This is a genomic window from Streptomyces sp. NPDC001220 (assembly GCF_053597895.1).
Window position 1 is genome coordinate 54,857 of the sequence record NZ_JBSFJE010000014.1, and the last position, 13,878, is coordinate 68,734.

Sequence of the window (13,878 nt, forward strand, 5' to 3'; positions counted from 1 at the left end):
TCATTGCTCCATCTGCGCTGCCGGGTGATCCTCATCGCCGGCCTCGCGTGGGCGCCCACGGTAACTGCCGGCACGAACACGATCTGCCACGTGTCCCCGGCGAGAACAACGCGAACGCGGGGACCAGTCCTGGTCAGCCGCTGCGTACCCTCCAGCCGGCGCAGGCCAAAGCTCGTCAGGCGCAATGTCAGCGGTGCGTCGGCCGCCAACGGCGCCCTCGTCCAGCCGTGGACCTGTAACGGCGGCTCCAGCCAGAGGCGGAGTCCCGGCTGAGCCGCAGTCGACGCCGTGCCCGGTCTCCGGGCGCGGCCCCGGACTGCCCGCCGGCGCGTCGTACAGCTGCCCGCCCACAGGCGCGTAGCTGCCCGCAAAGGGCGATCTCAATTGGTGAAAGTGTCCTCAGGAGGACGTTCATGGCAAGAATCCGTTGGCGGATAGCGGCGCGGCGCCGCTGGCTGGCCGGGCTGAGCGGGATGGTTCTGGCGGCCGGGCTCTCGGTCGGAGTGTCGGCGGCGCCGGCGGTGGCCGCATCGGCGACCACCGTCTCGGTCGACGGCTCGTCGCCGGGGCTGACATTCGACGGCGACGGCGCGATCAGCGGAGGCGGGGGGAACAGCCGCCTGCTGGCTGACTATCCCGAGCCCCAGCGCAGCCAGGTCCTGGACTACCTGTTCAAGCCCGGATTCGGCGCACAGGTCCAGATCCTCAAGCTGGAGACCGGCGGTTCGGGCAACTCGACCTCCGGCGCGGAACCGTCCTTCGAGGAGACCAAGGGCAAGATCGACTGCAACGTCGGGTACGAGTTCTGGCTCGGCGAGCAGGCCGTGCAGCGCAATCCCAACATCAAGCTGTACGGGCTGACCTGGTCGGCTCCGGCGTGGGTGGGATCGTCCTTCTACAACGCCGACGGCATCCGGTACGTCCTCGACTGGCTGGGCTGCGCCAAGCAGCACGGCCTGACGATCAGTTACGTCGGCGGCTGGAACGAGCACGGCTACGACGCCAACTGGTTCCCGCAGCTGCGCACCGCCCTGAACAACAACGGCTACGGCAGCGTGCAGGTGGTGGCCGCCGACGCCAACGACTCCGGCTGGTCGACCGCCGACGCCATGGCGAGCAACCCGCCCTTCAAACAGTCCGCCGTGGCGCTCGGCAACCACTACCCGTGCAGCCCCTACACCGGCTCCGGCTCCTACACCCAGTGCACCAGCACCGCGACGGCCCGGGGGCTCGGACTGCCGCTGTGGGCCAGCGAGAACGGTTCGCTGGACTTCCAGGACGGCGGAGCGCCGATGGCTCGGACCGACAACCTGGTCTACCTGCAGGGCCGGATGGTCGCCAACATCAACTGGCCGATCGTGGCGAGCCTCTACCCCGACGTGTCCTTCCGCGGCCAGGGCCTGATCACCGCCGACCAGCCGTCGTCGGGGTCCTACACCGTGGGTCGTTCCACCTGGGCGATGGCACACACGACCCAGTTCGCCCAGCCGGGCTGGAAGTACCTGGACAACGGCTCCGGCTACCTCGGCGGCTCGTCCTACACCCAGGGCAGCTACGTCACTCTGAAGTCTCCGAACAACCGTGACTGGTCCACGATCATCGAGACCACCAGGGCCTCCGGCACCCAGACGGTGACGTTCGGCGTCAGCGGCGGACTGTCGACCGGCACCCTGCACGTCTGGTCGACCAACCTCTCGTCCAGCGACCCGTCCACCTGGTTCGTGAAGAACCAGGACGTCACCCCCGACAGCTCGGGGCACGTCACGGTGACCCTGCAGCCGGACATGGCCTACTCCTTCACCACCACGACGGGCCAGGGCAAGGGCACCGCGACGAGTCCGTCCGCCGGGGACCTGCCGCTGCCCTACAGCGACGACTTCTCCTCTTCGGCGCAGAGCAGCCAGCCCCGCTACCTCGCCACGATGGAGGGCGCGTTCGACATCCAGCCGTGCGTGGGACGATCCGGCAACTGCGTACAGCAGGAGACGCCGGCCCGGCCGCTGGAATGGGGCGGCTTCAACTCCGACACCCGCCCGTACACCGCGGGCGGCAGCGTCAACTGGACCAACTACCAGGTCTCCGCCGACGTGATGAACAAGGTCTCCGGATCTGCGGGCATCGCCGCACGGGTACAGAACGCCGGAGAGCAGCAGAACAACGGAGAGGACCCCTCCAAGGTGAAGGGCTACTGGTTCTCGCTGCGTGACAACGGCGGTTGGTCCGTCACCCGCTCGGACTTCTCGGACAACGTCGTGACCCTCGCGAGCGGCACCGTGCCGAGCGCGGCCGGGACGGGAAGCTGGCACCACCTGTCCCTCTCCGTCAACGGCGCGTCGATCACCGGTGCCATCGACGGCACGATCGTCAGCACTGTCACCGACGGGTCCTACAACGCCGGCAAGGTCGGGCTGTTCACCGGCAGCTACACCGCCGGCGGCCAGTTCGCCAACCTGGACGTCAAGCCGCTCGCGGGTACCTCGCAGACGATGACGGTCCCGTACAGCACCACGGGCAGCGGAACCGGCCAATGGCAGTACTCCGGTTCCTGGTCCAGCGGTGGCGGCAACACCTGGTCCAACACCGCGGGTGACACCGCCACGCTGACCTTCAAGGGCAGCTACGTGGCCCTGGACTCCATCGTCTACGACAGCCAGGGCGTGGTCTCCGTGTCGGTCGACGGTGGCGCGGCGGCCTCGGTGGACCTGTACCGCAACTCCACGCAAGGTGTGACCGCTCCGGTGTTCACCGCCGACGGGCTCGACTCGACGGCGACCCACACCCTCAAGGTCACGGTCACCGGCAACAAGAACTCGTCCTCGAAGGGAAGCTGGGCTTCCATCGCATCCGCCGTCGTCGGGACGCCGCAGAGCGTGCCGTACAGCATCACGGGCAGCGGAACCGGCCAATGGCAGTATTCCGGTTCGTGGTCCAGCGGTGGCGGCAACACCTGGTCCAACACCGCGGGTGACACCGCCACGCTGACCTTCAAGGGCAGCGGAGCGACCCTGGACTCCATCGTCTACGACAGCCAGGGCGTGGTCTCCGTCTCGGTCGACGGTGGCGCGGCGGCCTCGGTGGACCTGTACCGCAACTCCCCCCAGGGTGCGACGGCTCCGGTGTTCACGGTCAACAACCTTGACCCGTCGGCGATCCACACCCTCAAGGTCACGGTCACCGGCAACAAGAACTCGGCGTCCAAGGCAAGTTGGGCTTCGATAGCCGGCGCGCAGACCACGTAGCGCTCGGCAGACGCACAGTCCCGGGTTCCGTGCCCCGTGCCGGGGGACGGAACCCGCTGGACTTTCGGCATGGCATGAGGGGAGCTCACCGAGGGATCCCGACATCCGTGTTCGCCTCACCCGTGGCGGTGCTCCCTGCGGCCTGGACGTTCTGCGTGAGGGACGGACATGGAGGCAAAGAAGAAATCACCTCCCCGGCAACCTTTTCGCGTGCGGCGGCCACTGAGGAGTGAACCATCGGTTTTCCTCCACGGAACGGACGGACATGAGCACAACGAGGCAGGTCGCGCGGGAGCGCAGGCGCAAGCGCAGATTGATGTTGGGCACCCTGACACTCGTCGCCGCGAGCGTGGTGGTCTGCCTGGTGATGGCCTTGCTGCCCGACGACAAGTCCGACGCGAAGCCGGCGGCGAGCACGACCGTCGCCGCCGGCGAGGCGACGTCGGACGCGGCGCAGACGCTGTCCACCCCGTCGGCGAAGGGGAAGGCGTCCCCGAGCCCGTCGGCGTCCCGGAGCGCGACCGCCTCCCCGAAGCCGTCCAGGACCACCGTCAAGAAGAAGCCCGTACCGGCCCCGGCCAAGACCACGCCTTTGGCGAACGCTGGGTCCACCACGGTCTCGCTAGCCGGACGCATCAAGCCCGGTACCGACTACCAAGGTGTCGCCACCGCCTACGAGGCCGGCGTCGGGGACGGTGCCTGCGGGTTCGGTCCCAGCTCCACCATGATGATCGGGGCGATGAACACCACCGACTACGAGACGGCCAGGGCATGCGGGGCGTACGTGCACGTCCGGGCGGCGAACGGCCGCTCCATCACTGTCCGGATCACCAATGAGTGCCCGCTGCCCTGCGCGCCCGGACAGATCGATCTCAGCCACGAGGCGTTCTCCCAACTCGGTGACCTCCATCTCGGCCGGATCGCGATCACCTGGAACCTGGTCAGCCCCGCGAACCCCGGCACCCTCTCGGTCCGCTACAAGACCGGCTCCAGCCAGTACTGGTGTGCCATCCAGGTCCTCAACCACCGCAATCCGGTGGCGGCACTGGAGGTCCGTACCTCGGGAGGCTGGCGGCAGTTGGGCCGCACCTCTTACAACTACTTCCTCTCCGGCGACGGCACCGGCTGCGGCGGCGCGATCAGGATCACCGACATCTACGGGCAGCGACTGACCGTGAACGGCACCGCGATCCGGCCGAACGTCGTCCAGCCCACCAGCGTCCAGTTCGCCCAGCACTAAACCCACGCCACATGGGGCGGCGGACAGCGAGGATCTGCCCGTTCTCGTCGTCCGCGCGAGCGGGTGGCTTCGCTATCGGCAATCGGCAGGTGTACGCCGACATCGGCGGCCCGCTCTGCCGGCGTCACCGTCAGACGTTCCAGCACGCCGTCGCGCCATGCGCCGCCGACCGTTGTCTGGTAGGGGGCGTGCAGTGTGAACTCGACGTCCCAGTCTCGTGGCCAGGCAGGGAGGACACGGATGGTCCGGCCGTCACACGGAAGGAGCATCTCCTGCAGCGCGATCGATGCGCTGCCTCCGTGGTTGAAATCGGGTGCCCAGTCGAAGTGGGGGCCCCAGAAGGTGGGGAAGCGCCGGTGGGAGTCGGCAAGTCCGTGCTCGACCATCTCCCCTGCCGCGTCGGTCAGTCCGAGTCGGGCCGCGAAGATGGGATCCTGAATGGGGATCGCTCACGGCCGCTCCCGCGTGCGGCGTCGGGCGACGGGAACGGCCGTGGGGTCCGGGCCGGCCGCCACGGTGTTGGAGACGGACCCGATGCCCTCGACGGTGAGGGTGACCGTGTCGCCGGGCTTCAGGGGAGGCGGGGACTGCTCACCCCGTACGCCCCACAGTTCGGCGAGACAGCCGCCGTTGCCGCAGGTCCCGGAACCGAGGACGTCACCGGGGCGGACGACGGTGCCGCGGGAGGCGTAGGCGACCATCTCCTCGAAGGTCCAACTCATGTTGGAGAGAAGGTCTTTGCCGACCACCTCGCCGTTGATCTCGGCGGTGAGCGCGAGGCGCAGGAAGCCGTCCGCGTCGCGGTACCTCTCCAACTCGTCGGCGGTGACGAGGTACGGCCCGAGCGTGGTGGCGGTGTCCTTGCCTTTGCAGGGGCCGAGGCCGACCTTCATCTCGGCGGACTGCAGGTCCCGGGCGGACCAGTCGTTGAAGATCGTGTAGCCGACTATGTGGTCGCGGGCCTGCTCGGGGGTGAGGTCGCGGCCCTCCTTGCCGATCACGGCGGCGACCTCGAGTTCGAAGTCGAGCACGTCCGACCCCGGCGGCACGGGGATGTCGTCGCGCGGTCCGTACATCGCGTAGGGGTTGCCGAAGTAGAACGTGGGGGCCGCGTACCACCGGTCCGGTACACCGGCGGCGCCGTCCACGGACCGCCGTACACCCTCCACGTGTTCCTCGAAGGTGACGAAGTCCCGCACGGTGGGCGGTTGGAGCGGTGGCAGCAGCCGTACGTCGGAGACGTGCGGGCCGGCCGGTACGTCGAGCATCGCGGAGCCCGCGTCCAGCAGTTCGGGCAGGCCGCCTCCCTCGGCGAGCAGGCCGGTCAGTGAGCTGACACCGGGCAGGGGACAGAGCGTGCCGTCCCCTTCGACGACGGCCACCTGGCGTCGGTTGCGGTACTCGTACGTGGCGAAACGCATGGGCGAGGTCCTGTCGGCGGGGCGTGTGGAACGAGACCGGGGACGCGGCGGGGAGTCAGGGCATGACAGGGCTGCCGCGCCCCCGGCGGACGGGGGCCCGACCGGGGTCAGACCGGAGGGGCGACGAACACGCCGCGGTCGACGTCGTTGAAGGACTCCTTGGTGACCAGTTCGTTCATGGGGTTGGCGGTGCCCCACTGGTCGGTGACCTCTGGCCGGGAGAAGTCGTAGACGTGGGGGTGCCAGGTGTCCTCGTCCAGCACCTCCAGCTCCGTCGTGTACTCGACGGTGTTGCCGTGCGGGTCGAGGAAATAGGTGAACGTGTTGTCGCCCGCCATGTGCCGGCCCGGGCCCCAGATCTTCTGGAAGCCGGCCCGCATCACGCGACCGGAGCCACGCATGTACTCGTCCATGCCGCGCATCTCGAAGGAGACGTGGTGCAGGGACGTGTGCGGGCCCTTGGCGATGGCCATGGAGTGGTGCTGGTTGCTGATCCGCATGAAGTGCATCACGTCACCGATGTGCGGATGGCCGAGCGTGTCGGAGAGGCGGAAGCCGAGGTGCTGCTCGTACCAGGCACGGGTCGTGTCGAGGTCGGGAGAGTTGAGGACGACGTGCGACAGCTTGACCGGGATCGACTCCTTCTCCTCGATCCTGCGGTGCTGTCGGACCGCCACGTCGGCGGACACCTCGATGGTGCGGCCGTCGACGTCGAAGAAGCGGAAGCCGTAACCGCCGCCGGGCGTGTCCACCTTGCCCGGCTGGGAGATCAACTGAACTCCACCGGAGAGGAGTTGTTCGGCCAGTGTGTCCACGTCGGCGGCTGAGGCGGCGCCGTAGGAGACCAGGTCGAGGCGCTTCTCGCCGGCCTTGCGCAGCCGTACGACGTACTGCTCGGGGCTGCCCTCGGCGGCGAGGAAGGAGATGCCGGAGTCCTCGGCGACCTGGGTCAGGCCCCAGACGCCGGAGTAGAAGTCGAGCTGCTTGTCGTAGTCCGGCACGGCGAGGTCGACGTGCCGCAGGTGCGTGAGCAGACGGTTGCCCATGGGGGGTTCCTCCTCAGGCGAGGTTGAGCAGGGCGGCGGCGTTCGCGCCGCGCACGGAGTGGAAGTCGTGGTCGGTCAGATCCGCCGCGCGGAGGGCGGCCAGTGGGTCGTCCGCGCCCATGTCGAAGGGGAAGTCGGAGCCGAGCAGGACACGATCAGGGCCTGCGGTGCGGACCAACTCCCGCAGTACGTACGGGTCGTGGACGAGGGAGTCGAAGTAGAGCTGACGCACATAACTGCTCGGCTCCCGTGCGCAGTTGTGTGCGTCGGGGCGGGCCCGCCAGGCGTGGTCGGAGCGGCCGAGGTGGGTCGGCAGATAGCCGCCGCCGTGCGCCGCGATTAGCTTCAGGCCCGGATGGCGGTCCAGAACACCCGAGAAGATGAGGTGGGAGAGGGCGACGGCGTTCTCGGTGGGCTGGCCGACGGTGTTGGACAGGTACCACTGGTCCAGGCGCTCGTCGAGTGTGCAGCCGAAGGGGTGCAGGAAGAGGAGGGCTCCTGTTTCCTCGGCCCGCGACCAGAAGGGTTCGTACGCCGGATCCGACAGCTCGCGGCTGAGCGCGTGCGAGGAGATCTCCACCCCTCTCAGTCCCTGCTCCAGTGCGTGGTCGAGCAACTCGACCGCGAGGTCGGGGTGTTGGAGCGGGACCAGGCCGAGGCCGTGCAGTCGGTCCGGGGCCTTCGCGCAGTGTGCCGCGGTGCCCTCATTGGCCAACCGGCAGACTGTCGCGGCAAGTTGGGGTTCGGCCCAGTAGTGGTAGTGCGACGGTGACGGGCTGACGACCTGGATGTCCACGCCCTGTGCGTCCATGGCCGCCAGGCGTACGGCGGAGTCGGTCAGTTTCGGCACGCGGGCGCCGACCATCGGGCCGCTCACGGCCAGGGCGGCCGGGCCGTTGCGGCGCGCGTCGAGGGCACGGGCCTCGGCGAGGCCGGGATGACCGGCCACGGTCTCCTCCACCTCCGGGAGCAGAAGGTGGGCGTGGACGTCGATCGTCGGGGCGGACCATGCGGTGGCGGTCACGGGCGCTCCTTGAGGAGGGTCATGGTGCGGCCGATCAGCCCGGGCATGTCGGCATCATGCACGCCGTCCAGCTGCCACTGACCGATCTGCACGGATGCCTCGACGACGGTGCGCACCCGGGGAATGCGACGGTCGTAGTACGCCTGGAACAGTTCGTCGCCCCAGTCCTGTCCGCTGCCGAGCAGTTCGGCGAGGACGAGGGCGTCCTCCAGGGACATGGCAGCGCCCTGGGCCATGGTGGGCGGACAGCAGTGGGCGGCGTCGCCGATCAGCACCACCCTGCCACGGTGCCAGGAACCCTCGACCAACAGGCGGTCGAACCAGGTGTAGTTGATCTCTCTCGGGTCGGTGATGTGCGCGGTGATCTCGGGCCAGGCTCCGCCGTAGCCCTGTGCCAGGCGGCGCATCTCGTCGGGGTAGGCGGCCGGATCGATCGCGGCGCGGTCGCGGCATGCCTCGACGAGGTAGGCGTAGATCGTGGTCTCGCTGGTGGGACAGTACCCGGCGATGTAGGCGGGGCCGCCGTAGGCGAGGTCGGTGCGCGTCACGCTCGCGGGGCGTGGGGTGGCGATGCGCCAGATGGCCATGCCGGTCGGCTCGGGTTTGTCGGTGATACCGATCGCGGCGCGCGTGATCGAGCCGACGCCGTCGGCGGCGATCACCAGGTCGTAGCGGCCGGTCGTGCCGTCGCTGAGGCGTACCGAGACACCGTCGCCGTTCTGGTCCAGGATCTCGGCGGTGGTGCCCAGGCGGATGCCCGCGCCGGAGGCGCGGACCGCGTCGATGAGGATCTGCTGCAGTTGGGGGCGCTGCATGCCGAGGGTGGCGGGCAGGTCGTCGCCGCCGGTCTGGATGTCCTCGGCGACGAACAGGACGGTGCCGTCGGGAGTGGTCACGCCCAGTGAGCTGAAGGCGTACCCGGAGGCTTCCACCTGTTCCCACACCCCGAGTTCACGCAGGACCCGCAGGGCGTTGCCCTGGAGGGTGATGCCCGAGCCGGTGGTGGCGTTCCAGTCGGGCCTGGCCTCGATCAGGTCCACGTCGATGCCGGCGTGGCGCAGCAGGATGGTGATGGCGTTTCCTGAGGCGCCCCCGCCGATGACCAGGACGGTGGGCGTCTCTCCAGCCTCGGGCCGGGGGAGGGTGGGGCTGTCAGCCATGTCGCGGGATACCTCCCGGGTTGGGCCGCGCGGCTTCGGGCGGCGGGGTGCGGCTCGCCCGCCGGGGAGCGCGGGCCAGGGGTGGGGACGGGGGTGCGGGCCGGATGCGCCGCTTGCTGTCCGGGAAGGGCGCATCCGGCGGCCGAACGGGTTTCCTGACGGCGATTCCGAGTGGGCTACTTGACGGCGATGGGGTTCACGGGGGAGCCGACCGCCCCGGTGATCGGGAGGGGCGCGGCGGTCAGCCAGAACTCGTGGACACCGTCGTCGGCGCAGTCGTCGGCGAGGGCGTCGAGATCCCACATCTCGCCGATGAGCAGCCCGATGTTGGGGATGGCGACCTGGTGCAGCGGCTGGAAGGCGTGGTCGAACTCGTTGGGCCGCACCTCGAAGCCCCAGGTGTCGGTCGCGATGGCGGCGATCTCGGTGGAGTGCAGCCAGCCTGCGGTGGTGAACGACAGCCCGGGTGCGGGTCCGCCCGCGTACTCGTCCCAGCCCTCCCGCCGAGCGCGGGTGAGCCGTCCGGTGCGGACGACCACGATGTCACCGCGGCCGACGCTCACGCCGTGGACTTCGGCGGTCGCTTTCAGGTGTTCCTCGGTGATCGCGAATCCGTCGGGCAACTCGCCGTCCATACCGAAGACGTGGCCGACATCGAGCAGCACCCCGCGTCCGGCGACGTACGGGGCCATGTGCTCGATGCCGGTGACGAGGTCGCCGTCGGAGGTGACGACCTTCTCGGCCGCTCGGCCGTTCCAGGCCTTGCCGTGGTCGAAGATGTGCCCGAGTCCGTCCCACTGGGTGGAGCATTGCAACGGCATCGCGATCACGTCGTCGGCGCCGCCGATGCCGTGCGGGAAGCCCTGGTTGCCGAGGGCGGCGTCGGTGCCGGTGTCGAGCATGGTGTGTACCGGGTTGGTGCGCCGGCGCCAGCCCTTCTGCGGGCCGTCCATGTCGAAGGACTGCGAGAGCGAGAAGCTGACACCCCGGCGGACCAGCGCGGCCCCCTCACGGCGCTTGGCCTCGTCGAGGAAATTGAGGGTGCCGAGCACGTCGTCCTCGCCCCAACGCCCCCAGTTCGAGTACGACTTGGCGGCCTCGGCGATCGCGCCCTCGGGGTCGTGGCGGTCCAGGCTCATGCCGATGCCTCCGCCGCACAGTGGGTGCGCTGTACGCCCAGGCCGGTGATGGAACCCTCCATGACGTCGCCGTCGCGCAGCAGGCGTCCCCAGTGGATGCCGTTGCCGGCCGGGCTGCCGGTCAACACCAGGTCACCGGGCAGGAGTTGAGACGTCTGGGAGACGTACGACACCAGGCGGGCGACCCCGAACAGCATGTCCTTGGTCGACTCGTCCTGCATGGTCTCGCCGTTCAGTTTGAGGGTGACGCGCAGGTCACCTGGGTCCGCGATCGATTCGGCCGGGACGAGCCACGGGCCGAGCGGAGTGAAGCCGGGGGCGTTCTTGCTGTGCAGCCAGTCGGTGCCGATGGCCTGCATGTCCCGGCGGAAGACGGTGGCGCGGTCGGTGAGGTCGTTGGCGATCGTGTATCCGGCGACGTGGTCGAGTGCTTCCTCGACAGACACCCGGTGGGCGGCCTTGGCGATGACGGCCGCCAACTCAAGTTCCCAGTCCGGCTGTCGGGCCCAGAATGGGAGGACGACGTCGTCATACGGGCCGGTGATGGCGCTCGGCAGGCCGATGAACACGTACGGGAGGTCCTCGGCGGCCCGGCGATCCATCACTGCGGCGATCTCCGCCCGCGCCTTCTCGACCGTGCGCGGGTCGTCGGGGGAGCGGTGGGCGACCTCCAGATCGATCACGTGCTGACGGTAGTTGGCGCCGGACTGGAAGATCTGGCGCGGCTCGATCGGGGCGTGCACGCGCAGGCCCTCCAGGGGCCGCCAGCCGAGAGTGTCGTCGTCCGCGAGAGAGTGCAGGACGGGGAGGGTCTCCTCCCACCGCTCCACCACGGCGCGCAGGGCGGACGGCGCCCAGTCCAGGGCGTTGCTCAGATCGAGTACACGCTCCTTCGCCAGGAGGCCGGGGAACGGATCACCGTCCGGAGCGGAGAACGTGCCGAGCGCGAACGGGCCGGCAGGTTGCGCGAGCGTTGCCATCAGATTTCCTCCTGCTGGGTTGCGGTCTACTGTGGCCTCGATCGACCAATCACGGAAATAGATCCTGTGGATGCTCCAAATCCATGGCGTGAATGGCTCCTGCTCGCATAGGTGGTGCCTGGTGAACCTGTCCCGACTCGACCTCAACCTGGTCCTGGCGCTGCGTGCGCTGCTGGAGGAGCGCAACGTCACCCGGGCCGGCGAGCGCGTCGGGCTCAGCCAGCCCGCGATGAGCGCCGCGCTGTCCCGGCTGCGCCGCCACTTCGACGACGAGCTACTCGCCCGCACCGGCAACGCCTACGAGCTGACACCCCTCGGGGTGGCCCTGCGGGATCGCAGCGCCACTGCCTGTGACCTGCTGGAACGCGTCTTCGCCAGCCAGGCCGACTTCGATCCGGCCGCCGAGGTGCGCGAGTTCACCCTGCTCGCCTCCGACTACGGGGCGGCCGTGTTCGGCGCCGCGCTCTCCCGCGCCCTGCACCGGGAGGCGCCCGGCATCCGGCTCGCCTTTGAGCACTCGACGCCCGCAGCGGTGGAGAACACGGCCACGGTGCTGAGCACTGTCGACGGTCTCCTGCTGCCGCACGGAATCATCGATGGCTTCCCTGCCGTCGACCTCCACCAGGACCGCTGGCTGTGCATGGTCGCCGACGACAACCCCGAGGTCGGCGACGAACTCACCCTCGACCAACTGGCCCGCCTGCCGTGGGCCGTCTACCAGCGCCCCTACGACGCCCCCGCCACCCGGCAGCTCAGCATGATCGGCATCAGCCCCCGGGTGGAGGTCTCGGTGCAGACCTTCCAGCTGCTCCCCCACATGGTCGAGGGAACCCGCAGGGTCGCGATGATCCAGGAGCGCCTGGCGCGTCGGGCGGTCCGCTCGGCCGCGGTGCGTGTCCTGCCCTGCCCGTTCGAGGCGGTGCCGGTGCAGGAGGCGATGTGGTGGCACCCGGTGCATGCGCAGGATGCGGCGCATATCTGGCTGAGGCGGAAGGCCGCGGAGGTAGGCGCAACGCTCACGAAAGCCCCCTAAGGGGCGCGGGGCTGTATCAATGTGCGGCTCCGCCGCGTGGGCGCGACCAGCCACGAAACAGCCGCACCCGCCGATGCACAGTCCGTGGCAGCTGCGACCGTGGCGTGTCGGTGGCTGGTCGCGCAGTTCCCCGCGCCCCTAGGTGGGTTGTCCTGCCGTATGCCTATGAGGTGCCCACAGACCTATCGCGACGGCTGCGGCGAGCAGCCCCAGCACCCCCACCGCACCGGCGAGGCTGCCGACCGCCGACTCTCCGGCGAGGAGTACGAGCGGGCAGACGAACTCGCCGCCGAAGAAGGCCGCCAGCCACAGCCCCGTGCCGCGGCCCCGGTCCTCGAACGCCAGCCGGGACATGGCACTGGTGAGGAGAGCGGGCAACAGCACGCCGGTGCCCACGCAGTTGACGACTGCTCCGACGACCAACAGCGGGGCGTTCCCCGCCAGGAACATCACCCCGAAGCCGATCGCGCAGACCGCGAGAACGGCGGGCAGTATCGGGTCGGGGGAGCGCTTGAGGCGGGCGAAGGTGACCGCTCCGCCCACGGTGGCGGCACTGGCGATCGCGGTGGCCAGGCCGATCACGCCGGAGTTCTCCACCCCCAGGTCGTCGAGCAGGTACGACATCTCGACCGGGACGGTGTAGAACACCATCGCCCCGAAGAAGGTGAGGGCGCAGATGCCCGCCAACTGCCGCCAGGGGAAGCCGCGTTGGTGTGTGACGACCGGGGGCGAGGTCACTTCCGCTGTCGTGCGGGGTGCCGGGTTGGTCAGGACGGTGGCCATCAGCGGGGCGAGTACCAGACTCACGGCGTAGACCCAGAAGGGCACACGCCAGCCCGCCGACCCGGCGGCGCCGCCCAGCACGAAGAAGACGGTGGCCGACGCGGAGGCGCACATGGTCTGCAGGGCGAGGTACTTCACTCGTCGGCGGCCCGAGTAGTAGTCGCCGATGAGTGTGGTGCAGCAGGTCATGATCGCGGCCTCGGCCACACCGACGAGGGCGCGGCTGACGATGATCGCCCCCAGCGAGTCCAGCCAGATCGGCGCGGTGCCGAACCCGGCGTACAGCAGGGTCGCCACAATCAGCAGACGCTTACGGCCCAGCCGGTCCACGATCACCCCGGCGAAAGGGGCCAACACCGCCAGCGACAGCGCCGGAACGGTCAGCGCGAGCGGCACCAGCGCCTTGGCTCCCGGGACGGACGCGAAGTGGTCCTGCATCTTCGGCAGCACCGGGGCGATGAGCACCGCACCCAGGATCGGCAGACAGCTGCCCGCCATCAGCAGAGACACGCGCAGCAGATGAGCCGGGCCCGAGACGGGGACAGAGGACGGAGCGGCATCGTCGACCGCGGTGGTGAACGGCGACGGAACGGAACCGGGCATGGCGACTCCAGGGACGGTGTACGGGAGCGGGCATGCCTGACACGGGCACCGACGGCGCACGGCATGCCGGGGACGGCCGCACACCGGCGACTGGTCCGGACAGCGGCGTGCGGTACGGACGACTATGGGTCGTCGGGCCCTCGGCCGCCATCCTCCCCACGATCCGAATCCGCTATCCCGCCTATCCACACCATGGATGAGCTGCCCGTA

Annotated in this window: 11 protein-coding genes; 3 read left to right on the forward strand and 8 right to left on the reverse strand. The window is 69.4% G+C overall.

The window, feature by feature from the left end:
* The first annotated feature begins 413 nt into the window (after positions 1–413).
* Complete coding sequence (locus tag ACWDGI_RS30535; RefSeq protein ID WP_450764460.1) at positions 414–3,239, forward strand: galactosylceramidase; 2,826 nt, start codon at positions 414–416, stop codon at positions 3,237–3,239.
* 265 nt (positions 3,240–3,504) lie between these two features.
* Positions 3,505–4,479 carry an expansin EXLX1 family cellulose-binding protein gene (locus ACWDGI_RS30540; RefSeq protein ID WP_450764462.1) on the forward strand — a complete coding sequence of 325 codons (975 nt, stop codon included), beginning with the start codon at positions 3,505–3,507 and terminating at the stop codon, positions 4,477–4,479.
* Here ACWDGI_RS30540 and ACWDGI_RS30545 read toward each other — a convergent pair.
* The 7 genes from ACWDGI_RS30545 to ACWDGI_RS30575 form a co-directional block, all read right to left on the reverse strand.
* Positions 4,476–4,865, reverse strand: coding sequence for a hypothetical protein (locus ACWDGI_RS30545; protein ID WP_450764464.1), 390 nt, complete (start codon positions 4,863–4,865; stop codon positions 4,476–4,478). The two genes, ACWDGI_RS30540 and ACWDGI_RS30545, sit on opposite strands and share 4 nt — an antisense overlap.
* Positions 4,866–4,928: 63 nt before the next feature.
* Positions 4,929–5,900: a fumarylacetoacetate hydrolase family protein gene (locus ACWDGI_RS30550; RefSeq protein WP_450764466.1), complete on the reverse strand. Its 972-nt coding sequence runs from the start codon at positions 5,898–5,900 to the stop codon at positions 4,929–4,931.
* A gap of 107 nt (positions 5,901–6,007) precedes the next feature.
* Positions 6,008–6,946, reverse strand: a complete 939-nt coding sequence (locus ACWDGI_RS30555) for a VOC family protein (RefSeq protein WP_450764468.1) — start codon at positions 6,944–6,946, stop codon at positions 6,008–6,010.
* Between the two features lie 13 nt (positions 6,947–6,959).
* Complete coding sequence (locus ACWDGI_RS30560; protein WP_450764470.1) at positions 6,960–7,970, reverse strand: amidohydrolase family protein; 1,011 nt, start codon at positions 7,968–7,970, stop codon at positions 6,960–6,962.
* On the reverse strand, positions 7,967–9,130 hold the full coding sequence (locus ACWDGI_RS30565) for an FAD-dependent oxidoreductase (protein ID WP_450764472.1): 1,164 nt from the start codon (positions 9,128–9,130) through the stop codon (positions 7,967–7,969). Before ACWDGI_RS30565 ends, ACWDGI_RS30560 begins: the two co-directional genes overlap by 4 nt.
* A gap of 176 nt (positions 9,131–9,306) precedes the next feature.
* Positions 9,307–10,269, reverse strand: a complete 963-nt coding sequence (locus ACWDGI_RS30570; protein ID WP_450764474.1) for a cyclase family protein — start codon at positions 10,267–10,269, stop codon at positions 9,307–9,309.
* Positions 10,266–11,249 carry a fumarylacetoacetate hydrolase family protein gene (locus tag ACWDGI_RS30575; protein ID WP_450764476.1) on the reverse strand — a complete coding sequence of 328 codons (984 nt, stop codon included), beginning with the start codon at positions 11,247–11,249 and terminating at the stop codon, positions 10,266–10,268. The genes ACWDGI_RS30570 and ACWDGI_RS30575 overlap by 4 nt, the downstream gene beginning before the upstream one ends.
* A 121-nt stretch (positions 11,250–11,370) precedes the next feature.
* Between ACWDGI_RS30575 and ACWDGI_RS30580 the strand changes: the two genes are divergently transcribed.
* Positions 11,371–12,282 (forward strand): LysR family transcriptional regulator, encoded by a 912-nt coding sequence (locus ACWDGI_RS30580; RefSeq protein ID WP_450764478.1) that lies wholly within the window; start codon positions 11,371–11,373, stop codon positions 12,280–12,282.
* A gap of 138 nt (positions 12,283–12,420) precedes the next feature.
* Here the strand turns inward: ACWDGI_RS30580 and ACWDGI_RS30585 are convergent, their stop codons facing one another.
* Positions 12,421–13,668, reverse strand: coding sequence for an MFS transporter (locus ACWDGI_RS30585; RefSeq protein ID WP_450764480.1), 1,248 nt, complete (start codon positions 13,666–13,668; stop codon positions 12,421–12,423).
* Between the last annotated feature and the right edge of the window lie 210 nt (positions 13,669–13,878).